This window comes from Mucilaginibacter kameinonensis (assembly GCF_003675385.1).
Taxonomy (GTDB): domain Bacteria; phylum Bacteroidota; class Bacteroidia; order Sphingobacteriales; family Sphingobacteriaceae; genus Mucilaginibacter; species Mucilaginibacter kameinonensis.
Window position 1 is genome coordinate 52,566 of the sequence record NZ_RCWZ01000001.1, and the last position, 22,367, is coordinate 74,932.

The 22,367-nt window shown below is 43.8% G+C and carries 18 protein-coding genes; 7 read left to right on the plus strand and 11 right to left on the minus strand.

Annotation, left to right across the window (positions count from 1 at the left end):
- Positions 1 to 68: 68 nt before the first annotated feature.
- The 6 genes from EAH55_RS00220 to EAH55_RS00245 form a co-directional block, all read right to left on the minus strand.
- Complete coding sequence (locus EAH55_RS00220) at positions 69 to 1,742, minus strand: urocanate hydratase (protein WP_121808003.1); 1,674 nt, start codon at positions 1,740 to 1,742, stop codon at positions 69 to 71.
- The gene (hutH, locus tag EAH55_RS00225; protein ID WP_121808004.1) at positions 1,720 to 3,279 is read right to left on the minus strand and encodes a histidine ammonia-lyase; all 1,560 of its coding nucleotides are present in this window, start codon (positions 3,277 to 3,279) and stop codon (positions 1,720 to 1,722) included. Before hutH ends, EAH55_RS00220 begins: the two co-directional genes overlap by 23 nt.
- A complete protein-coding gene (locus tag EAH55_RS00230) occupies positions 3,272 to 3,781 on the minus strand; it encodes a MarR family winged helix-turn-helix transcriptional regulator (protein ID WP_121808005.1) in 510 nt (169 codons plus the stop codon). The genes hutH and EAH55_RS00230 overlap by 8 nt, the downstream gene beginning before the upstream one ends.
- 516 nt (positions 3,782 to 4,297) lie before the next feature.
- Positions 4,298 to 5,191, minus strand: coding sequence for an SDR family oxidoreductase (locus EAH55_RS00235; RefSeq protein WP_121808006.1), 894 nt, complete (start codon positions 5,189 to 5,191; stop codon positions 4,298 to 4,300).
- 74 nt (positions 5,192 to 5,265) lie between these two features.
- Positions 5,266 to 5,841 (minus strand): Crp/Fnr family transcriptional regulator, encoded by a 576-nt coding sequence (locus EAH55_RS00240; RefSeq protein ID WP_121808007.1) that lies wholly within the window; start codon positions 5,839 to 5,841, stop codon positions 5,266 to 5,268.
- A 56-nt stretch (positions 5,842 to 5,897) separates the two neighbouring features.
- Positions 5,898 to 6,899, minus strand: a complete 1,002-nt coding sequence (locus tag EAH55_RS00245) for a glycosyltransferase family 2 protein (protein ID WP_121808008.1) — start codon at positions 6,897 to 6,899, stop codon at positions 5,898 to 5,900.
- 408 nt (positions 6,900 to 7,307) lie between these two features.
- On the opposite strand from EAH55_RS00245, the gene EAH55_RS00250 reads away from it, so the two are divergent.
- From EAH55_RS00250 to EAH55_RS00260, 3 genes are all read left to right on the plus strand, one after another.
- Entirely contained in the window at positions 7,308 to 8,135 is an 828-nt protein-coding gene (locus EAH55_RS00250; RefSeq protein WP_121808009.1) for an acyl esterase, read from the plus strand.
- Between the two features lie 29 nt (positions 8,136 to 8,164).
- A complete protein-coding gene (locus tag EAH55_RS00255) occupies positions 8,165 to 9,073 on the plus strand; it encodes a glycosyltransferase family 2 protein (protein ID WP_121808010.1) in 909 nt (302 codons plus the stop codon).
- 63 nt (positions 9,074 to 9,136) lie between these two features.
- Positions 9,137 to 9,973, plus strand: a complete 837-nt coding sequence (locus EAH55_RS00260; protein ID WP_121808011.1) for a glycosyltransferase family 92 protein — start codon at positions 9,137 to 9,139, stop codon at positions 9,971 to 9,973.
- A gap of 93 nt (positions 9,974 to 10,066) precedes the next feature.
- Here the strand turns inward: EAH55_RS00260 and EAH55_RS00265 are convergent, their stop codons facing one another.
- From EAH55_RS00265 to EAH55_RS00275, 3 genes are all read right to left on the minus strand, one after another.
- A complete protein-coding gene (locus EAH55_RS00265; RefSeq protein ID WP_121808012.1) occupies positions 10,067 to 10,888 on the minus strand; it encodes an alpha/beta fold hydrolase in 822 nt (273 codons plus the stop codon).
- Positions 10,889 to 11,285: 397 nt separating this feature from the next.
- Positions 11,286 to 12,713 carry a PQQ-dependent sugar dehydrogenase gene (locus tag EAH55_RS00270; protein ID WP_121808013.1) on the minus strand — a complete coding sequence of 476 codons (1,428 nt, stop codon included), beginning with the start codon at positions 12,711 to 12,713 and terminating at the stop codon, positions 11,286 to 11,288.
- 16 nt (positions 12,714 to 12,729) lie between these two features.
- Positions 12,730 to 13,230, minus strand: coding sequence for an RICIN domain-containing protein (locus tag EAH55_RS00275; protein WP_121808014.1), 501 nt, complete (start codon positions 13,228 to 13,230; stop codon positions 12,730 to 12,732).
- A 253-nt stretch (positions 13,231 to 13,483) separates the two neighbouring features.
- Here EAH55_RS00275 and EAH55_RS00280 point away from each other — a divergent pair, with 253 nt between their 5' ends.
- On the plus strand, positions 13,484 to 16,057 hold the full coding sequence (locus EAH55_RS00280) for a TonB-dependent receptor (RefSeq protein ID WP_121808015.1): 2,574 nt from the start codon (positions 13,484 to 13,486) through the stop codon (positions 16,055 to 16,057).
- A gap of 107 nt (positions 16,058 to 16,164) precedes the next feature.
- Here the strand turns inward: EAH55_RS00280 and EAH55_RS00285 are convergent, their stop codons facing one another.
- Positions 16,165 to 17,436, minus strand: a complete 1,272-nt coding sequence (locus EAH55_RS00285; RefSeq protein ID WP_121808016.1) for a DUF1501 domain-containing protein — start codon at positions 17,434 to 17,436, stop codon at positions 16,165 to 16,167.
- An 18-nt stretch (positions 17,437 to 17,454) separates the two neighbouring features.
- Positions 17,455 to 19,398: a DUF1800 domain-containing protein gene (locus tag EAH55_RS00290; RefSeq protein ID WP_121808017.1), complete on the minus strand. Its 1,944-nt coding sequence runs from the start codon at positions 19,396 to 19,398 to the stop codon at positions 17,455 to 17,457.
- A gap of 166 nt (positions 19,399 to 19,564) precedes the next feature.
- Here EAH55_RS00290 and EAH55_RS00295 point away from each other — a divergent pair, with 166 nt between their 5' ends.
- The 3 genes from EAH55_RS00295 to EAH55_RS00305 all read left to right on the plus strand — a co-directional run bounded on the left by EAH55_RS00295 (position 19,565) and on the right by EAH55_RS00305 (position 22,297).
- Complete coding sequence (locus EAH55_RS00295; RefSeq protein ID WP_121808018.1) at positions 19,565 to 19,936, plus strand: hypothetical protein; 372 nt, start codon at positions 19,565 to 19,567, stop codon at positions 19,934 to 19,936.
- Positions 19,937 to 20,390: 454 nt separating this feature from the next.
- Positions 20,391 to 21,308, plus strand: coding sequence for a hypothetical protein (locus tag EAH55_RS00300; protein WP_114939276.1), 918 nt, complete (start codon positions 20,391 to 20,393; stop codon positions 21,306 to 21,308).
- A complete protein-coding gene (locus EAH55_RS00305) occupies positions 21,296 to 22,297 on the plus strand; it encodes an STELLO glycosyltransferase family protein (protein ID WP_114939277.1) in 1,002 nt (333 codons plus the stop codon). Before EAH55_RS00300 ends, EAH55_RS00305 begins: the two co-directional genes overlap by 13 nt.
- Positions 22,298 to 22,367 lie beyond the last annotated feature (70 nt).

Consider the following 22,367-nt stretch of genomic DNA (forward strand, 5'->3'; position numbering starts at 1 on the left):
TGTACAGTTAGGGATTGCTTCGTGCCTCGCAATGACGTAGTTTTATATCCTTCGTTTTACTATTAGTGCTACCAAACCTTTAACCCAAACTTATCCCCCCATTCGGCAGCTTTATCGTACCCTGCATCAGTATGTCTGAAAATACCCATGGCCGGATCGTTATGCAGCACCCGCTTCAAACAAGTTGCCGCGCGGTCGGTGCCATCGGCCAGTACTACCATACCGGCGTGTTGCGAATAGCCCATACCTACGCCACCACCATGATGGAACGAGATCCAGGTTGCGCCGCCAGAGGCATTGGCCATCAGGTTAAGCAAGGGCCAATCAGAAACCGCGTCTGATCCATCAAGCATTGTCTCGGTTTCACGGTTTGGTGATGCTACCGAACCGCAATCCAAATGATCACGACCGATCACTATCGGCCCTTTTACTTTGCCTGTACGTACCAATTCGTTAAAGATCAGTCCGGCTTTTTCCCGCTCGCCCATGCCCAGCCAGCAAATGCGGGCAGGAAGCCCCTGGAACGCTATCTTTTCACGCGCCTTTTTAAGCCAGGTAATTAATGGTTTATTCTCCGGAAAAGCTTCCATCAACGCCTGATCAGTTGTATAAATATCTTCCGGATCGCCGGATAAGGCTACCCACCTGAACGGGCCTTTACCCTCACAAAACAGCGGACGAATATAAGCCGGTGTAAAACCCGGGAAGTTAAAAGCATCGGCTTCGCCACCCTGTCGGGCAAACTCGCGGAGGTTATTGCCATAATCAAAAGTTACCGCGCCTTGTTTTTGCAGCTCCAGCATTAAGCCTACATGCCTGGCCATACTTTTCAGCGAACGTCGTTTATACTCCACCGCATCATCTTTTCTCAAAGCAACCGCCTCATTTAATGACAGATCATTAGGTACATAACCATTCAGAGGATCATGTGCCGAAGTTTGATCGGTAAGTATATCCGGGATGAGATTATCTTTCAACAGCTTTTCGAGCAGATCGCCTGCGTCGCTTACTAGGCCAACAGAAAGTGTTTCTTTTTTGGAGATAGCTTCTTTTACCCACTGGATAGCTTCATCATACGATTCCGTCATCCGGTCGATATATCTGGTATCGACCCTTTTTTGAATCCTTGACGCATCCACATCGGCACCTAAAAACACGGCACCAGCCATCGTTGCAGCTAAGGGCTGAGCTCCGCCCATGCCGCCTAAGCCGGCGCTTACAATAAGCTTACCGGCCAAATCACCATTAAAATGCTGGTTGCCACACTCTACAAAAGTTTCATAAGTGCCCTGTAAAATGCCCTGGGTACCTATATAGATCCAACTACCTGCAGTCATTTGCCCGTACATCATCAGGCCTTTTTCGCGAAGCTCATTAAAATGTTCCCAATTAGCCCAGGCAGGCACCAAGTTACTGTTGGCTATTAAAACCCGCGGTGCTTCCGGGTGGCTACGGATGATCCCAACAGGCTTACCCGATTGAATGAGCAGTGAGTGATATTCATCCAATTCCAGCAGCAGTTCAATTATCTTGCGGAGCGCTTCCGGGTTGCGGGCTGCCTGACCTATACCACCATAAACCACCAGTTCGTCGGGGTTTTCGGCAACCTGACCGTCAAGGTTGTTCAGCAGCATCCGGAGCGGGGCTTCGGTTTGCCAGCTTTTGGCATGAAGCCGCATGCCACGCGGCGCTTTGTACACCGGGTGGTTGGCGTAGGTGTTAATAAATTCCGAACTCGTCATGACTTAAATCTATTTGGTGAGCAATAGCGGCATCATTAGCTGTTTTCAGCAACAAGCCATCGGTGATTAGTTGGTACAGGCTGTTGATATCATCAGCAAAAACACGGTCGTCCTGTATAAATTCAACATGCTGCCTTACCAGGTTATGGCAGGCTTCGATAACCGGAGTTGACTTTAACGGTCGACGGAAATCCATGGCCTGTGCCGCGTAAAGCAGTTCGATGGCCTGTATATGCTCGATATTATCAATTACCTGGTGTAGTTTACGCCCGCTGATAGATCCCATGGATACATGGTCTTCCTGCCCCAACGAAGTAGGCACACTATCAGCACTGGCCGGGAAACATAGGGTTTTATTTTCGGTTACAAGAGCTGCTGTAGTATACTGCGGAATCATCAAACCCGAATTAAGTCCGGCATCATGGGTAAGCAGTTTTGGCAAACCATAACGCCCTTCGCTCATGAGGTAGCAGCGCCTGTCGGCAATGTTGCCAATTTCAGCGGCCGCAGTGGTGGCATAATCAAGCGGTAAGGCCAGAGGTTGGCCGTGAAAATTGCCCCCGCTGATGGTATCATCGGCATTAAAAATAACCGGATTATCGGTAACCGAATTAAGCTCGATTTCGGTAAGCTCCTTCAAATGTAACCAGGCGTTGCGCGATGCTCCATGCACCTGTGGCATACAACGAAGCGAGTAAGGGTCTTGCACCCTATCGCAGTTAACGTGCGATGAGTTAATTTCGGAGCCGCCCAATAAGGTAAACAAACGATGCGCTACCATGCGCGTGCCTTTGAACGGACGGATTTGGTGAAGCCGCTCATCAAACGGACGGATAGAGCCCATCAATCCTTCTAATGACATGGCGCCAATCAAATCGGCACGGTTCAACGCGTCGTCCAATCGTTGTACAGCTTTTATAGCAAATGAAAGGATGAACTGCGTCCCGTTGATTAAAGCCAAACCTTCTTTTGGGCCAAGGGATAGTGGTTTTAAACCATGTTTATTTAACACCGATCCGGTAGCTATCTTTTCTCCGTTTTCAGATACATAACCTAATCCAATCAGCGGCAAAAACAGGTGCGACAACGGTGCAAGATCACCAGATGCCCCCACCGAACCCTTTTCAGGAACTACGGGTATAAAATCATTGTCGATATGCCAGATGATCCGCTCAAGCGTATTTAATGCAATGCCCGAATAGCCTTGCGCCAACGCGTGCACTTTAGTGATCATCATCAGTTTGGCAATTTCCTGAGGGATGGGCTTTCCCACGCCTACGCTGTGACTTTTCAGGATATTACTTTGCAGCAAACCGGTGTCTTCCTCCGAGATCCGGGTATCGCAAAGCGGACCGAAACCGGTATTGATCCCGTAAACCGGGTGATGGCTGTGTACTATCTTTTCCACCTCCCGCCAGGAAGTACGGATCATTTCCGCGGCTTCATTGTTAATAACTCCTTTGGTTTTGCCTGAGGCGATGTCAAGGCAGGTACCAATAGTCAGGTGATCGGTGCCGTAATTAAATAGATTAGTCATTGCCGGCGGGTTTTAAATTGGTATTTAATTTTTCAACGATATTATCGGCCAGTTTAGTTTGGCGGAAAGTTTTTTCAAGCGCGGTTACAGCAGGTAGTAACTGTTGGGCAGTTTCGTCGCCTTCAACCAGCTGCGTCATGGCTTCGCTAATGGCATCCCAAACAGGCATGATTTGCACTAACAATTCGCGACCGCTTTCTGTAAGCGTTACCAACTGGCGGCGACCGTCATCGCTACAAGTATCGCTGGTAACCAGGTTACGTTTTTTTAAATTGGTGATGAGCTGGCTTGCAGCCGGATGCGACACCTCTATCTGTTCACTTAATTCTTTGATAGATAAAGCATCATGTTTTGATAACAGATAAAATACAGGGAACCAGCTGGCATCAAAATCAATCCCCGCGTTTTGGTAAGCTTTGTTAATCTCGGCTAAAAAAGCTTCACTCAATCGCCTTAAGCGACTGCCCAAAACCAGGTAGCCCAAACTTTGATATAAATTCATGATGCAATTTATATAAGTGCTTATATAATTGCAAATTTTATTTTATTCATCCGAAAATTCTACGTTTCAACTCCCAACGGGTAAGTAATGGACTTTGTAGATACAAGTTACATCGTCGCGCTCTTGGCCGCGCGCGGGCCAGTTACTTTTTTCTTGATAAAAAAGTAACCAAAAAATCAAGTCAGCAGGGAGGCTTCTTTTCGCTCAACCCGTCCACGGCCCCTACCGGCCTCTGCCCTGCAAATCAGGCAGAACCACGGCTGCAATTATTTTGCCCCGCTTCGCCCCGCACTGCCGCTTCTTCTGCAAAAACTTGCTATGCCCTGCAACCGCACTACCCACCATTGTTCCGCCGGATTTCACCCGAAGCTTACCTGCTGACGAAAAACTCGTTTTCCAATTTGTTATACCTCGTTTTTGCTCAGAATGACAGTTGTTGTTATGAATTGGCTAAAACGCAACAAAGCCACTCCGCAATAGCAAAATGGCTTTGTTAACCAGAATATGAATAGTACCTTATTTCAAATAACCGGCATTTTTAATATCGAAGATCAAGCCGGTTGCTTTGGGTTGCCAACCTAAAGTTGCACGAGTTTTTTCGCTGGCTGAAGGGCAATTCATAGATGCAAAATGCAGGAACCAGCCAAAATGAGCCGCCGCCTCATCGCCCGACTTGCTGAGTACAGGCAAATTCAAACCATTGCCAATGGCCTCGGCAATATCCTTGAAGGCAACACCCTGCTCATCAACCGCATGGAGTACACGAAGGTCGGGCTGTTTTTCTACTATTAATCGATATAAAACTGCCGCATCTGAACGATGAACGGCCGGCCAAAAATTATTGCCATCGCCAATATAGGCCGATTCGCCTTTTTCTTTCGCTGTATTGATTATGATGGGCACAAAACCATGATCTCCCTCGCCGTGTACACTTGGCGGCAAGCGTACTAAATAAGCTTTAACACCTTTTTCGGCAACGGCTTTAGTGGCTTCTTCTGTAGCTACCCGCGGATTAACATTTGATGTAGCAGGAGGCACATCATCTTCGGTTACCAGGCGACCGTAATTTAAAAGCCCTACCCCTGATGTAACCACCAAAGGTTTATCTGTACCCGTCAAAACATCGCCCAAAGCAGTGATTACTTTGCGGTCATCTTCACAATTATCTTTAAACCTGGAAAAATCATGGTTAAAAGCTGTGTGGATCACGGCATCACAAGCTGCAGCGCCTTTCTGAATAAATTCAAGGTCGTTTATATCGCCGTGGTATGCTTCAGCTCCTGCTGCTGTTACCTGTTCGGCCCCCTTATCTGAACGGACAAGGCCAAGTACCTGGTGACCTGCTCCTAAAAGTTCTTTTACTATTGCTGAGCCTACAAACCCTGAGGCTCCGGTTACAAATACACGCATATTCAATGATTTTATTTGATACAAAACTCTCCAATAAAATCCTGCTAAAGGTGGTCATGTGACCATAATTACAATTAGCGCTGAAGCTGTGCGTGCCTGATACGGGTAAGTGTTTTTATAGAGATGCCAAGATAAGCGGCAATCATGCGCAAGGGCAACCGGGATAAATAGCCGGGAAATGTCTGTACAAAATCCTCGTATTTTTCTTCGGGAGTAGCGCCCAATGAAAGCAGTATACGTTTACGGCTGTAATGGGTATTGCGGGCTATAAGATCTTCAGCAAATTTTTTCAATTGCGGAATCTCCGCCCGTAACATCTCAAAATCATTTTTCTGCCAACAGAGTATTGTGCTTGGTTCAAGAGCCGCGATACTTACTTCCGATGGTATTTGCTTGTCGTAGCTTTCAACATCCAGTGTCCAGCTGTTTTCGGGCGAAAATTGGAGGATATGCTGGTTTCCATCTGCAGAAATATTGAATGTATATAGGAACCCACTTGCAATAAAAACCTTATGCCGGCAAACTTCACCCGCACTAAAAAGAATCTCGTTGCGGCGTAATGTGCGCTGCACAGCAAGATTGCTGATCCGTCGGATGGCCTCTTCGGCAATGTTTCCTGCTCTAAGATATGTTTCAAATTCCGGATGCATTATCCAAAAATAATAAACATTTCAATAGCAAGCCGGGCACTGTAAAAACATGACACTTAAATATTAAATACTTTTTCGGGCTTCTTTTTGATGTTCTTGTACCAAAAATCACGCGCCTTTACACCCCAGATAAAGCGGTTAACATCGCGTTGTTGTGATACCTGGCTCCGCTTGGTGAGGTAGTATAGTTTATGTGCATTCTTCTTTAGCAGCCACCACAAGCGTAGCGACAAAAAATGGCTGGTGTAACCATTGTAAAGGTCATATAGTTGTTTTACAAATTGAGGGTTTTTGTTTCCTTTAAATTTTAAGCAATGAGCAATCCACTTAATGTCCTGTTTTAGTTTCAGGCCTTTTGTCTCCTCCTTTTTTTCTTTTACGGTACTGCTTTCGGCATGGCGGCGATACTTAACCAGGCACTTCGGAATAAAATCAATGGTGCCGATGTTTAAAGCAACGTAGCTTAACCACCAGTCGTGATACAGATCTTTATTAAAAGGCAGCGCGTGGTTCAGCAAATCGCGCTGAGCCATAATAGCGTGTCCAGAAACGCAATTTTCTAACAGGAAAACTTCGGGATCATTCCCCTTGTAGAAATTATAAACATCAGACATTTTATAATTGTAATGGCTACCCTCTTCATTAACAACATCCGAATTATAGTAGGAAAACCGCTGTCCGTTTTCATCAATAAACTCCGAATCATGATAGATCAGCTGATTGTTGCCTATTGCTTTCACCTGCAATTCTATCTTTTCGGGGTGCCACAAATCGTCTTGATCACAAAAAGCTATGAGTTTCCCTTTTGAATACCCAAAAGCTATTTCAAAGTTTTTTGCAAAGCCAACATTACGGGCATTTCTATAAACATGAAACCGGGGATATAATGCTGCATATTCCTGCAAAATATCATAGGTATTGTCTGATGAACAGTCGTCAACTGCAATAATTTCGATGTTTTGATAGGTTTGTGTAATCAACGTATCTAACTGCTGACGCAGGTACTGTTCTCCGTTGTATGTGCAAAGGACAATAGAAACAAGAGCGTTATCTGTCATAGGTAGTAAACTTTTGTTCATTACATTGTATTAACGTAAACTTTTAACGAATAATTACAGCACATTCCTTTTTTAACATTTTTAACATTTGAGTGTTAACCTATACGATATATCCTTAAAGGATACCGGCACAATATTGATGCCGCATTTCTACCAGCAAATCATTTATCCATCGTAACCAACAGATAAACAGGCGTTACCAGATACAGTAACTGATAACATCACAAGCCAGCTGTATATACTATTGTATGGTTTTTGTATCTTTGAGGCATATTGATTTATACTCAACAATATATTTGTGTTACAAACAACTGCCAGTCCCACTAAATCAGTATTTATAGTTTCCTGCTTCAAAAACAGGACATTGCTGCCTAAGTAATAACCAGGCGATATATTTTTCCATCAACAATGGCTACAACCATACTGTCCACTTTTGTAAAAAACATCCGGCCATCAGCTTATAAGTTCAGGTACACTATTTGCACACTGGTTACCCGGCACGAAGAATATGCTGAAATGTTAGATTCATTTATTGAGGCTGGCTTCGATACTGATATCTGCGAGTACCTGATGATCAATAACAGTGAAGGAAATACGGCAGATGCATATGATGGCATAAACCTGTTCCTGCAAGATGCACAAGGCGAGTATATTATTGTGTGCCATCAGGATATATTGCTGATCAATAAAGAAAGCAAACAGCTATTGGGTCAGCGTATTGCTGAAATGACCGAGCTTGACCCTAAATGGGCTGTATTGGGGAATGCAGGTGCAGTTGACAGGTTGTATAAACGGAATGTGTTTAAGATAGCCTACCCCAACGGAAAAATTGACATTAAAGGCCAATTGCCGCAAAAGGTATGTAGCGTTGATGAAAATTTTATCGTAATTAAAAAAAGTGCTAATCTTTCATTGTCTTCGGACATTGGGGGATTTCATTTTTATGGTCTTGACATTTGCATGGGGGCCGAATTTAGGGGGTATACATGCTACGTGATTGATTTTTTATTGCTGCACAAAAGCCTGGGTAATGTAGATGAAACCTTCAAACGCTCATTTAAAGTAGTAAAAAACAGATACACGCATTTTTTAAGGAGCAGATACGTTAATACTACTATTGCAAGTTTCTACCTTTCGGGCTCGCCTATTAAAAACGCGATATTTAATACGAGGCTGTTCAGGCGAGTAATTAAAACTTTTGAAGAAATAAAGGCTAAGCTTAACCGTGCTAAGTAAAATACCAGACGGTCAATTATCATATTTGGATGGAAAACACGCTCATATCAATTGCGCTTTGCACATATAATGGCGAAAAATACATTGGTGACCAGCTTGAAAGCATTGTTAATCAAACGTATAAAAATTTAGAAATTATTATAGTTGATGACCGCTCGACAGATAACACGTTTGATATTGTCAAAAGCTACCAGGAGCGTGATCCGCGGATTAAATGTTTCAAAAATGAGGCAAACCTGGGCTTCAACAAAAATTTCGAAAAAGCCATTGCTTTAACTACCGGGCAGTATATATCCATCAGCGATCAGGACGATATCTGGCTCCCCAATAAAATCCAGGTATTGGCCAACCATATTAAGAATTCCTGGCTGATCTGTTCAAACTCAAGGTATATGAGCGCCGATGGCTCCCTTACAGATCGCTACCTGCTTAATAATTTCTCTCTATCGCACAGAAATTTTAAGGCCCTGTTGCTAAATAATTTTGTTACCGGCCATACTGTGCTGTTTTCACGGGAGTTGTTAAAATACGCCTTGCCCTTTCCAAAAATTGGTTTTTATGATTGGTGGATGGGGTTTGTTGCCTTTTACTATAAAAAAATAACCTACGTTGACCAGGTGCTGACCCATTACCGGCTTCATGCCAACGCTGTAACCAGTAATTCCACCTTAAGTCCGGGCCAGTTAGCTAATTATCACTATGAATTGATGTGTACCCATCTTTCTGTTTTCCGGGAATATCACCATTTGAAGCCTGCCGACAAAGATTATATTGAAAAATTATACCAGGCTTTATTAACCAAACGTAATAAATATTCATTTCCGCTGTTTCAAATAATGCTTGCCGATTATGATGATTTATTTTCGCTGGCGAAGGAGCGTAAAGGCTTATCCAAAATAAATTTTGCCAGGCGATTTGCCATGAAGCACAATGTCTGATAAAAGAATTTGCTGTAAGGCAAAAGGTTAACCAAACCTTATTCACCAACTAACCTGTACCATATGCGCGTGTTAAAATATTTTTCAAAGCCCAAACAGAACTACAAACTCGCTATTTGCGCCATCATCAGGGATGAAAATGCTTATCTTGAAGAATGGATAAAATATCATTTATTGATAGGGGTTGAACATTTTTTCATGTATGATAATGAAAGTAAAGTCCCTGTTAAAACTACTTTAAAAGCGCTTGGCCTGGCACAGTATGCAACCGTTCGAAAAATAAGAGGCGAAGCCCAACAAATGAATGCTTATAACGATTGCGTTAAAAGATATGGTGAATCTGCGCAATGGATAGCATTTATAGATATAGACGAGTATATAGTTCCTAAAATATACCCTTACAATCTGCCCGATTTTCTTGAAGACTATAAAGATTATGGAGGCATTAATATCAACTGGGCTGTTTTTGGCTCAAGCGGTCATAAAAAACGGACCAATAAACCACAACTGGAGAGCTTTATATTACGCTCGGAAACAAACTTTTATAAAAACCGGCACACCAAATGTATTATACAGCCAAAGTTTGCCGATAGTTGCCATAACCCGCATTACTTTAATTACAAGAACAACAAATTCGCGGTTAATGAAAATTTCAAGCCCGTGGTAGACGCATTTTCAGATGTGAGTGTGGATAAGATCCTGATAAATCATTATTACTGCCGGTCGGAAGAAGAGTACCTGGAAAAAATCACCCGCGGCGCAGGCGACTCGGTCAGGGTGCGAAAGATGGACGACTTTCACGAGCATAATGATGAAACCAATATTGTAGAAGATACCCTTATATTGGAGATAATAAAAACCAAAACACAGGATCAATTAAAAATGGAACCGGTTGTATAACTCCGGTATAATAACCTCAAATAAAAAGCGATTGTCCCGAAAGAGACAACCGCTTTTTATTTACCGCACTTTAAATAAGTGCCTGAGTTTGCATTACTCTTTAATAAATGCCAAAAGGTCCTTGTTTATGGTTGCAGCCTCAGTTGTAGGCATACCATGCGGGAAACCTGGGTAAGAGATTAGTTTGCCGTTTTTCAGCAATTTGATTGACTTCAGCGCCGAGTTTGCAAACGGAACAATCTGGTCGTCCTCACCGTGCATAACAAGTACCGGAATGTCTACACTCTGAAGGTCTTCCCTGAAATCTGTTTCTGAAAATGCTTTAACACAGTCATAATGAGCTTTTATGCCGCCCATCATGCCCTGGCGCCACCAGTTATCCTGGATACCTTTTGATACTTTAGCCCCTTCACGGTTGTAGCCATAAAACGGGAAGGTGATATCCTGGTAAAATTGATTCCTGTTAGTGGCGGTGTTTTCACGAATATCGTCAAACACAGCAAGCGGAACGCCATCCGGGTTGCTCTCGTTTTGCACCATAATCGGTGGAACCGCGCTGATCAGCACAGCCTTAGCAATACGGCCTTTACCATATTTGGCAGCGTAATGAATAACCTCACCGCCCCCAGTAGAGTGACCGATATGGATAGCATCTTTCAAATCAAGTGCTTCAACAAGCTCAGCAACGTCAGCTGCATAAGTGTCCATTTCATTACCGGTTGCTGTTTGGCTTGAGCGGCCGTGGCCGCGGCGGTCATGGGCTACAACCCGATAGCCTTGCTCAAGGAAAAAAAACATTTGGGCATCCCAATCATCGGCAGATAAAGGCCAGCCGTGGTGGAAAACCAATGGTTGTCCGGTTCCCCAATCCTTGTAAAAAATTTCGGTTCCGTCTTTTACTGTAATTTTACTCATGTCGTTTTTCAATTATGGTGATTAATAAACACTGAAGATGCAGGGCCGTTTTTAACAAAACGTTATCCATATAATATCTTTATGCTTTTAAAGGCTGCAAGAATAAGAAACCAAAAGCTTATTATCTACACTATAAAAGTACCTAATTGAGGCTCAGTCAGTAAAAATCCTTCCAAAATTTACCCTGGTAAGATAAACCAATCATTTTTTTGACACATGACTTGAAGTGGCCTATCAATTACCGACTACTTAGCTGCCGATGCAGGAAAATGCCTGATCTTTTCATCATAAACCAGGATTTTTTTAACTAAGCGCGGTTTTAAAGAAACTACAAACCGAATATAAAAAACATTTAAAACACTAAAATCAATAATTTAAAGCTGCATTAAATCCTTTTTTATTTCTTCCGTTTAGATGTTGCCCAAACGTAATCAGCAATTTTATTAATATCAGCAGCACTGATTGCGCCACGCCAGGCAGGCATTCCTTTTTCAGTTATGCCATTAGTGATATTTTTAACTATCGATGCCTTATCGGCTCCGTGAGCAAAATTGCGGCCAAGCAGGCTTTTGGTTTTTTCGGTACCTTGCAAATGATCCCCATGGCAGGCGGCGCACAACTGCTGAAACATAAACGCCGGCGTTTGCTTTTTCACAGTAGTCTTTTTATTGATGGCAATACTTTGCACCTGCTGTTTAACTTTTTCGTTAGATGGCCTCAATCGTAAGATCATGTCAAAAGGCGGTTCACCTTTACCTTCCGGAGGGTCATAGTGCGAGGTTGACATATACAAATAACCATCGGGCCCAACAACCAGCGACCGGATCCGGCCGTATTGTTTTTTCAGTAAGGCCTCCTGTACTACCGGTTTATCGTTGTTTAGTGTTATGCGCAAAATGGATTCGCCACGTAAACACGCTACCAGCAAATTTCCTTTTAGCTCCGGAAAGGCGTTGCCGTTATAAAACACAGCTTCCGAAGGGCCGATGGACGGAGTATATTCCAGCAAAGGCGAGATCATCCCTTCCCGGGTATCCTGGTGATGGATTACCGGCCAGCCGTAGTTTTGGCCAGGTTTAATGATATTGATCTCATCGCCACCGGTTGGCCCATGTTCCGAGTTAAACAAGACGCCGGTGCCGGGTTCAAATGCCAGGCCCTGGGGGTTTCGATGCCCATAGGTCCAGATCTCCTTGTGTGCAGTATCATTTTTAGTAAATGGATTATCAGCAGGGATACTCCCGTCGTCGTTTACCCGGAGTATTTTACCGTTATAGGCTTTCAGGTCTTGCGCCAGGGCTGGCTGGTCGGCATCTCCTGTGGTAATGTAAAGTTTTTTATCCGGGCCAAACAGCAGCCTGCAGCCAGTATGGTTTTGGTTACCGGGAATGCCCTTAATAATAGTAAATGGATTAATGAGCGAATCGTTCCTGAATTCGTAACGGGCCACACGTACCCTGATATGGTTATCCTCAGTATAATTACTGGCAATGTAGATCCACTTGTTTTGCGCAAAAGCCGGGTGCAGGCACATACCCAGTAAGCCGGTCTTTTTATCGAGCGTAATATCGTTAACGGTAAACGCCGGCTTAGGCAAAAGTTTATTGTTCCTATAAATTCTTACCCTACCGGCACGTTCTGTAAATAACATAGCACCATCAGGCAAAAACGTAATTTGCCATGGAACAATAACATTGGTTACCAAGGTATCTATTTTAAAAATGACTGCCGTATCAGGATCAGCGGCTTTCTTTGTACTGATAAAAGCGCTTATCACTAAGGCGCAAAACAACAGGGCAATAACACAAACCGTCCTTAATTTCATAAGCAGGAATTTTATTTTACATGGTAGGCGATTGCTGGTAGATATCCCAGTACTGATCCTTTGTATTAGTTTTTTTAGCGAGGATAATCTTTGAGTTTATACTGCCTTTTTTGTCGGATGGGGTAAGGTACAGGTCGGTACCTTTCAGTTTAATCAGGAAGGTGTCATTATCTATTGGCTCAAACTCGTATTGCTGTATAGCATTATCTGCATTAAGTGGTTGTTCTTCCAAAGCTACTCCGACATTGGCTTCTGCTACGGGCTGAAAAGTTTTGCTGGTGAAAAGGTTCTTCAGTTTATACGTATTGCCCTCTACATGCTGAAAATCCCAGGTCATGCATTTCCAGTTTTCGGGGTAATAAGCCACCAGCGGAGTACCATTTGCCGACTGCGCGTCTTTAACGCGTAGCAGCATTCCGGTTTGCTCATTTTTAATGGCGTAAGTCCCTTTAATTTGTTGGGCCGAAACGACAAGAGCAGGCAACAGGAAACATAACAACCAGGCAAATCTTTTCATAGGTATATCGGTTTAAACAAATTTATATACAAACTATAAACAGCTGTTATACAAATCGGTTCAGTTTTTAGTCGATATGTATCAAAGCAAGCAAATTCTGTGTAAGGTTTTATCAACAAGGCCGACTAAGACGCCAAAACCCTGACCATCGGCATAAACCATGAAAATTCCAATTCCGCCATCATCGTTATGTTTTATAAAACATAACGTTATTTTTACATTTCACTTTAAGGGTCGCAACCTAAAAAACCACATGAACAAAAAACTACTTTTAATTTTGTCCCTATCGGGCACGTGCTTAGCCGCTAAAGCGCAAGACACGCTCAAGAAAACTCAGGCCGATACAACAGCCATTAAAAAGAAGCAACTGCAGGAAGTAGTTGTCTCCGCATCCCGCATCAGCGAAAGTATTTTACGCTCGCCGGTAAGTATCGAAAAGATCAGGGCATCTGCCTTTAAGCTTTCGGCAGCACCCTCTTTTTTTGATGCCCTGGAAAATGTAAAGGGCGTTCAGCTTATTACTCCAAGCCTTGGCTTCAGGATCATTAACACCCGCGGTTTTGCCAATACCACCAACGTTCGCTTTACCCAATTGGTTGATGGTGTTGACAACCAGGCACCCCATTTAGGTGCCCCTATCGGCAACGCGCTGGGGCCAAGTGATCTTGATATTGAAAGCGTAGAGATCATCCCCGGTACTGCATCCGCGCTTTACGGCCTGAACGCGATAAACGGGCTCGCAAATTTTATCACTAAAGATCCATTTACTTCGCCCGGTATTACCATTCAACAAAAAACGGGCATTAACCACGTAGGCGATAAAGAAACCGGCGTAAAAGGTTTTTCAGAAACCAGTTTCAGGATAGCTCAGGTACTTTCGCCTAAATTTGCCTTTAAACTGAATGGCACTTATACCACTGGGTACGACTGGATAGCCGACAATACAACTGATCAAAACGCCGCGGCCAACGCCAAACTGGGCATCCCGGGCGGGCCGCAAAACCCTGCCTATGACCCCATTAACGGTTATGGTAATGAATCATCCGACAGGAAAACAATTACCCTCGGCGGCAAACAGTATTCGGTTGCCCGTACGGGATATGCTGAAAAAGATCTTACCAGCTATGGTTTGCATAACGTGAAGTTAGACGCAGCATTGGCTTATAAATTCAATGCTAAAACACAACTTACCTATACCTTCCGTTTTGGCGATCTTGATAATATTTATCAGCGAGCCAACCGCTTCAGGTTAAAAGGCTATACGCTGCAGCAACATGCACTGGAATTGAAGAATGATATTTTCCAGGTACGCACTTACCTCACTATCGAAAATACCGGCAAATCATACAATCTGCGCTCTGCCGGTGAAAACCAGGACCGCAACTTTAAAAGTGATAACGACTGGTATGCCGATTTTACCAAAGGTTTCAACAATGCCACTTCGGCAGGCGCCAATGTGCAACAAGCCCTGAACGAAGCCCGCCAGTTTGCCGATGCAGGCCGATATCAGCCCGGAACCCCGGCCTTTAATGCCACCCTCAACAAACTTGCTGATATTAACAACTGGGATGTAGGTTCGGCCCTGCGCGTTAAAGATGATCTGTTTCACATAGAAGGACAGGCAGATATTTCAAAAGCCATCTCCAAAGATTTTATCAAACAAACCGGGTTAGATCTGCTTGCTGGATTTGACCACCGTACTTATATCATCCATCCCGATGGTAACTACTTCATCAACTATGTACCCGGCAAGGAGTTCAGCAATTTGGATTACAGCAAAACGGGTGGCTTTATACAGGCATCAAAAGAGCTTTGGGACAATAAGCTCAAGCTATCGGCCACACTGCGCGGCGACAGGAATGATTACTTCGACCTGAAGCTAAACCCTCGTTTTACATTGGTATTTTCGCCGGTTGTTGAGCATAATATCCGGGTATCATTTCAGAGCGGTTACCGGTTCCCGAGTATTTTTGAAGCTTTTTCTAACGTAAACAGCGGCGGGGTTAAACGTATTGGCGGTTTGCGCGTGGTATCAAACGGCATTTTTGAAAACTCCTATCTGCGTACGTCGATAGATGCATTCCAAAACGCTGTAAAAAATGATTTTAACCAGGGCACATCAACAAACGCGGCCATCGAAAAAGAAAAAGGCCTGCTGAAAAAGAACCCCTATACCTATTTGCAGCCTGAGCATATCAACTCGTTTGAGGCTGGTTACAAGGCATTATTTTTTGATGGGAAACTGAGTGCCGACGCGGACTTTTACTACAACAAATACGATCACTTTATTGCCCAGGTAGAGATCAATGTACCTAATACCCAAAAGGCCGATTCGATCCCTTACTATCTGAATGATAAAAATAAGCAGGCCCGCTACCGGGTATGGACCAATTCGCAAAGTAAGGTTACCAATATTGGGGGCAGCGTTGGGCTCACCTATCACTTACCAGCCAACCTGCAATTATCGGGCAATGCATCATACGCCAAGTTGCAGCGCACAACCAACGAGGATGCCCTTGAAGATGGTTTCAACACACCGCAATGGATCACTAATTTCTCTTTCGGGGGTAACCGTGTAGCTGGTAACTTAGGGTTTAATGTAACCTATAAGTGGCAAAGCGGCTATTACTGGCAATCTTTCTTAGTAAATGGTAATGTTGACCATTACGGTACTTTTGACGCGCAGGTTAATTATGATTTCCTGAAAACAAAGCTTAACGTAAAACTGGGTGCCAGCAACCTCACCAATAAATATTATAACTCCTTTTTAGGCGGCCCATCAATTGGCGGTTTTTATTATACTACGCTTACTTATACTATTATGTAGTTGTTTTTCCTTTCGTTTCAGACTTACGAAGTTTTGAAAACTTCGTAAGTCTTTAAGAGCACAATTGCACGCCATCGCTAAACCCGCGGCAGCATTAAAGAATTACTTTATCCCCTCATCACATTCACCCTATCCCCTTTCCAATCCGGGAAAAGAATGTGATCATTATTTATGGCAAGGTGTTTATCAGCTACAGAGCTAAATACGCTTCTGAAATCGGTAGTTACGGCAAGGTCGCGGCCATCTTCAAGGTTTTCGATAGCTAATGGCTTTACATCGCCATAAATTAAGCCACCGTTTACATCATTCCCTAAAATAAAATTACAGGAAGCCCGGCCATGATCTGTACCACCGGTTCCGTTTTGATGAACAGTTCGGCCAAACTCGGTCATGGTCATTACGGTTACATCATCCTGATAGGTACCAAGATCTGTCCATAAAGCCATCATGCTGCTGCTCAGGTCGGCCACGTTACGGGCAAAGATCCCGTTTTCGGTGCCCTGGTTAAAGTGAGTATCCCAGCCGTTAGATTCGGCAAAGGCTACTTCCAGGCCCACATCCATTTTAATAAGCTGGGCAATTTGCTTTAACGAATTACCCAATGCCGAGTTGGGATAAACGGCACCGTTGGCAGGGGTATAATTTTTAACATCGGTTTTCTGGAGCATTTTCATGGCCTCAAAACTTTCCTTCCCGGTTTGTTTCAACAAGCCCGACGCGGTTTGATCATACAGGTCTTCAAAGCTTTTGGCGGCCATATTAGCTCCGGTAGGATTACCGCGCATCTGGATGGTAAAATCCTGCAGGTTACTGATGGCTACCGATGGGTTATCGCCATAAAAAGAACGCGGCATAGCCGATGTCATGCTCACTGCTGTAAATGGTGTAAGCGCATCATGACCGAGCAAGCCAACCGCCCTATTAAGCCAACCGCTTGATGTACCTTTGCTAAATGGCGTACCCGATTCCATATAATCCTGGGCATCAAAATGCGACCGGGTATTATTAGGCGAACCTATACCATGCACTATGCCTAATCTTTTCTCACGAAACACAGGTTCAAATGCTTTCATGGCGGGGTGCAATCCAAAGCGACCATCCAGATCAATCAGCGGAGTACCTGTGCCACTTTTTGCTGCCGACATGAACAGGTTTGGCCGGGCTGTTTTTAAATAATCGTCGGTAAAGGGAGTAACAGCCATCAGCCCATCCATAGCGCCACGCTGGAAAATGCACACCAGCGTTTTTTTCTTTTTATAGGGGGAGAAAATCTTTTCGCTTGCGGCAGCCTCAGCCAAAAAGCCGGGAATACCACCTAACAAGCCTACGCCTAAAAGGGCAAGTCCGCCCGATTTTAAAAATCCTCTTCTTGATACCATTTTTAAATCCTCCTGCTGTTAACGCCTTTGATATTCGGGCGAGCCAATGATAACCCCAACCACCTGTGCAAGCATGGAATTATTACCCGCTGTGCTTTGCATTGCCGTAAAATTATTTTTTCGCTTGCCTTTCAAGCCTGTCTGTTGATCCATCATTTCGTTGCTGCTTTCCGGTGCCATAGTTGCAACAGGAGTTTTGGCACTGGCTTCGTCAACCTTTTCCATGAGTTTTGGATCATTAAGCATTGGGGTAAGCCTTTTGATGGTTTCATCAAGCGGACGCCCCGGCAATATCAATTTACTATATATGGTAAGTGCCGCCTGGGCGCTTTCGGGTTCATGATGGTTATTGAGCGCGGCCAGATCAACCTTTACCCCGGGAATCCTGCCTGAGGCCAGCGCCAGGCCAAAGTTCATGCGATTTAGCAATGCGCCGGTGTTAATCCAGTATTGCCCCTTATCAGGAAAGCCTGTAGGAGCTTGATAATAATAGATTTTTTCGCCCATTTTATTGATCCAGTTAAACAATTGGTAAGGCTGATTAACATCGGCATGCAGTGCACGCACCGAACCAATGGCCAGCTCAAACGGCGATTTTGTTTTTTCCCGCACAGCCGCAGCGCTCCAAAACTCGGGCGCATCAACCATGGTGATCAATACCTGTTTGATATCACCATCTTTATTGATAAAGGTGCGGGCCATTTTATCAATAAGGGTTTGCGGAGGATTATCACTCACAAAACGGGTGGCTAATTTTTTTGAGATAAATTTCGCTGTAGCTTGTTGATGTGCCAGCATGGTAAGCAGTTGTACGCCCTCATCATAGCCACCACCTGCAGCAAACTGATGGCCCAATACTGTTTTTTCGCCATTATCATGCTTGTTGGGGTTAAACAAAAAATCACCCTCATGTATAAAACCCCGGCTTTGCAATTTGTCGTCACCAATACGGTTCATCAATTTTTGACCGGCGTTTCCATAGGCCTCCATCGGATACACCGACCAACCCGTAAGTACTTTTGCCGCCTGGGTAACATCCTGCTGGGTATAGCCGCCATCTACCCCAAGAGTATGCAGTTCCATTACCTCTCGGGCGTAATTTTCATTTAGTCCCTGGGTTTTCTTTGCCTTATTTAACTTGGGCATATTGGCGAAACGCGCGGTATCAGTGTTCTGCATTTGCAACGCCAAACGGCGGCGAGCCTGACCATTGCCGGCCTGCATATTATCGTTATTGCCCGAGCTACTGAAATTATCCAGGTAATACAACATGGCTGGCGACTTGGCGGTGGCCAGCAACAGGTCGTTAAATTTCCCTAAAGCATTGGGCCTGATTACATCACGCTCATACGCCGGAATAAACTGCGAGCAATCATTTTTAACAACCGACACGTTGAAATGGTTAAACCAGAAACTGGTCATCACTTCCTGTAGTTGGTTATTGCTGTAAGCAGCCCTTAATATTTTTTGATTGATGAATTGGCGCAATAACTCCTGCTCGGGTTTCAAGCCATTTTGCTGCATATAGTTTTGCAGCTGATCGCGATAGGCTTTTCTATCAGTTTTTACCGAATCTTTGTTAACCACACCATCCTTTACCGCCATCCGTAAAACCTGGCCCCCTTTAGGATATTGTGCTACAACTTCGGTATTGCTGAGCTTCAGCGCATCGTATTTATCCAGAAACTGATTTAAAGAATCATCAGGCATTTGGGCATCAAGTTGCGCCGCGAACCATTTTTCCGGGCCCACTTTAACTACTTCTTCTACTTCGCCGGGTGTTGCACCGTACGTAAAACGACTTAGTAAATGAGCGGCAGCCTGTTCAGAAGTTAAACCGGCTTTTTTATAAGGAAACTTTAAATCGGAGTAGGCAGAATAGCCCGGCAAAAAGGCAGTAAATACGGTAAACACACACAACAACAAAACAAAGCCACACCAGTACTTAACAGCCTTTTTCATAGTATCCGGGTTATTAATTAAAAAATTTAATTTACATGCTATAGTATGACCACAAAAAGACGGCGTGGTTTAATTTAATTGTAAAACAAACTTAAATATTTAGCTATTTAAACTAAAACCCAGCTATATTGTCAATAGCATTAATTATCTGAAAAAATAACGAACCATGAAAAAATTACTGATGATACTGGCCCTGGCCGGTGGACTAAGCTTCACTGCAAGCGCGCAAAAAAAAGTTGAAAAAACGCCGGCTCAAAAAGCAGGCAATAAAACCGAGCATCTGGAAAAACATTTGAAACTTACTGCTGATCAAACTAAAAAAGTAAACGCGGTTTTGCTGGCGCAGGCCACAAGCATTGATAGCTTGAAAAAGTTAAAGGAAGATAAAAAGACGAGCCACCTGGCCGATCAGAAGATCAAAAAACAGACGGCCGATAAACTCGACAAAATATTTACCCCTGAGCAGAAAAAAGCTTATGCTGAAATGAAAGCCGAAAAGAAAGCTAAAAAAGATGCGGTAAAAAAAGCGGCTCAATAAAACCGTGATTTTCAGGATTTGGGGAATTTCCTTGATGCAATAAACTAATTTAAAAACGGGATATTCTCCAAGCCCAGCATCGAGATCGAAGTGCTGGAAAACAAAACCGGCGATCTGAACGGCACGCTCCCGTCGGCAACCATGATAGTGACCGGAAACAACCTCGGCATTTTCATCAGCGAATGTGCAGGCACGGTCTAATAGACGGTAGCAGTTGGAGAACAAAAAGCTTTGTTTGGAACGTGCAAACCGAACGACTGATGGAGCAACAGTACAGCCAATGGATGCAGCTTAATTTATTGGAGTGCGGAAATCGGTTAAGACGATAAAGGCGGACTTGCTTTAATCAGCACAAATATCCGGCTAAGCCTGCATTTGCAATGAGTACGCAAGCGAGTAGGAATTTTTGATTAATTTGCATACCCGAACTGAAACTCTCATACACATTAGATATATGGACGAGGTTGCTTTAATAATTATCTACAACCATCAATATAACAGTAACATTGAAATACTTGAAAAACTCTACAACGGTCGCTTCACAAATATTTATCACATTGTTCCTTTTTATACCGGTGATGAAAGTAACGTGATTCCGGTGTATGAAAATTCGTATTATTTTCAGGGCTACGTTGCGCAGGCTTTTAAGAGTTTCTATAAATCGACTTATAAACATTACTTTTTTGTAGCCGATGATCTGCTACTGCATCCGCAAATCAACCAGGATAATTACAGGGAGTACTTTAAGGTAGACGATACCACTTGCTTTATACCGGGCTTCTCCAATCTTCATGATGTTCAGGGGCCCAGACCGTGGCACAGGGTTGCCGATGCCTTTTACTGGAACATCAAACAGGTTGGTGTTGAGGCAACAAGTTTTTGGCCGGATAATGAAACGTCTCGCAAGGCTTTTAAAAAGTTCAACTTAGACCTGAAACCGTTAAAATTCAGCCAGATATGGCCAACGCCTCAATCACTGGGCGATTGGTTCAGTATGCCCAAAAAACATCTTATCCGTTATTTAAAAAATCGCCTGCTTAATCAGCAGCATCAGCTTGCATACCCATTGGTTGCAGCATACTCGGATATTTTTATTGTTAGCGCCGATGCCATTGCATCCTTTGTTAATTATTGCGGTGTAACCGCTGTTACGCGCCTGTTCGTCGAAGTCGGCCTGCCAACGTCTATGGTGCTCGCAGCAGATAAAATAATTACCGAAAATGACCTTCCGCTTAAAGGCCGTACTTTATGGACGCCGGCCGATTTTAAGTTTCTGGAACCTTACAATCAAAACCTGAACAATTTGCTGCAGAACTTTCCGGAGCAAACCCTCTACATACACCCTATCAAGCTCTCGAAATGGAATCAGTAAACAAAACCAAAGCCATCGTTATCACATCCATCTTTCAGCCGACTTTGGCTGTTGAAGCCTTTGCAAAAATGCCTGATCACCATTTGATTGTTGTTGGTGATAAAAAAACGCCGGCCGGCTGGGCCTGTCAGGGGGCAGAATATCTTTCGGTACGGGATCAGGAGCTACTCGATTTCAAATTGGCAAAGGCACTGCCCTATAATCATTATTGCCGCAAAATGCTCGGTTATTTAAAAGCCATTAAAAACGGCGCAGGATATATCATCGATACTGACGACGATAATTACCCTAACGAAAACTGGTGTTTCCCGAAAACCGAAGGCAAACATAGTTTGCTCAATGCAAACCAGGGCTTTATAAATATCTACCAATGGTTTACAGATCAGCATGTTTGGCCGCGCGGCTTGCCGCTGGATTTGCTGCTTAAAGATTTCGAACTTCATCAAAACGTCGAGACCCAGACCTGCAAAGTTGGTATCTGGCAGGGACTGGCTGATGAAGACCCCGATGTGGACGCCATTTACCGGCTGACCTTAAATAAACTGATCACGTTTAATGACGCAAAACCTGTGGTTCTCGACAAGGGCACTATAGCGCCGTTCAACACGCAAAACACATTGATTGTAAAAGATCTGTTCCCATTACTTTACCTGCCCACCTACGTTACATTCAGGTTCACAGATATCTTACGCGGACTGATTGCCCAGCCCATCATGTGGCTTTATGGCTACCAGCTCGGCTTCACAGGCGCAAATGTTGTGCAAAAACGCAATCCGCACAATTTCGTGGACGACCTGGAATCTGAAATGCCGATGTATAAATATTGCAAAGACATTATTCCAACGGTCGAAGCAGTTATTTCATCGTCCCGTTCGATGTCGCAAAATTTACAGGATGCCTACCAGGCCCTCCATAAAAAAGGCATCGTAACAGCGCAGGAATTACTCAACCTGGATCATTGGCTGGATGATATAGCCTGTTTACTGTAAGAACGATTTGCTTTTTAGTCCTCCACCACCTAAGGTGGGGGTAAATATCCTATTTACTACATAGTAGAAG

Bases quoted from the DNA above. Each gene is read 5' to 3' on its own strand.
- EAH55_RS00220 (WP_121808003.1), bottom strand. From the start codon at position 1,742: ATGACGAGTTCGGAATTTATTAACACCTACGCCAACCACCCGGTGTAC.
- hutH (WP_121808004.1), bottom strand. From the start codon at position 3,279: ATGACTAATCTATTTAATTACGGCACCGATCACCTGACTATTGGTACC.
- EAH55_RS00230 (WP_121808005.1), bottom strand. From the start codon at position 3,781: ATGAATTTATATCAAAGTTTGGGCTACCTGGTTTTGGGCAGTCGCTTA.
- EAH55_RS00235 (WP_121808006.1), bottom strand. From the start codon at position 5,191: ATGCGTGTATTTGTAACCGGAGCCTCAGGGTTTGTAGGCTCAGCAATA.
- EAH55_RS00240 (WP_121808007.1), bottom strand. From the start codon at position 5,841: ATGCATCCGGAATTTGAAACATATCTTAGAGCAGGAAACATTGCCGAA.
- EAH55_RS00245 (WP_121808008.1), bottom strand. From the start codon at position 6,899: ATGACAGATAACGCTCTTGTTTCTATTGTCCTTTGCACATACAACGGA.
- EAH55_RS00250 (WP_121808009.1), top strand. From the start codon at position 7,308: ATGGCTACAACCATACTGTCCACTTTTGTAAAAAACATCCGGCCATCA.
- EAH55_RS00255 (WP_121808010.1), top strand. From the start codon at position 8,165: ATGGAAAACACGCTCATATCAATTGCGCTTTGCACATATAATGGCGAA.
- EAH55_RS00260 (WP_121808011.1), top strand. From the start codon at position 9,137: ATGCGCGTGTTAAAATATTTTTCAAAGCCCAAACAGAACTACAAACTC.
- EAH55_RS00265 (WP_121808012.1), bottom strand. From the start codon at position 10,888: ATGAGTAAAATTACAGTAAAAGACGGAACCGAAATTTTTTACAAGGAT.
- EAH55_RS00270 (WP_121808013.1), bottom strand. From the start codon at position 12,713: ATGAAATTAAGGACGGTTTGTGTTATTGCCCTGTTGTTTTGCGCCTTA.
- EAH55_RS00275 (WP_121808014.1), bottom strand. From the start codon at position 13,230: ATGAAAAGATTTGCCTGGTTGTTATGTTTCCTGTTGCCTGCTCTTGTC.
- EAH55_RS00280 (WP_121808015.1), top strand. From the start codon at position 13,484: ATGAACAAAAAACTACTTTTAATTTTGTCCCTATCGGGCACGTGCTTA.
- EAH55_RS00285 (WP_121808016.1), bottom strand. From the start codon at position 17,436: ATGGTATCAAGAAGAGGATTTTTAAAATCGGGCGGACTTGCCCTTTTA.
- EAH55_RS00290 (WP_121808017.1), bottom strand. From the start codon at position 19,398: ATGAAAAAGGCTGTTAAGTACTGGTGTGGCTTTGTTTTGTTGTTGTGT.
- EAH55_RS00295 (WP_121808018.1), top strand. From the start codon at position 19,565: ATGAAAAAATTACTGATGATACTGGCCCTGGCCGGTGGACTAAGCTTC.
- EAH55_RS00300 (WP_114939276.1), top strand. From the start codon at position 20,391: ATGGACGAGGTTGCTTTAATAATTATCTACAACCATCAATATAACAGT.
- EAH55_RS00305 (WP_114939277.1), top strand. From the start codon at position 21,296: ATGGAATCAGTAAACAAAACCAAAGCCATCGTTATCACATCCATCTTT.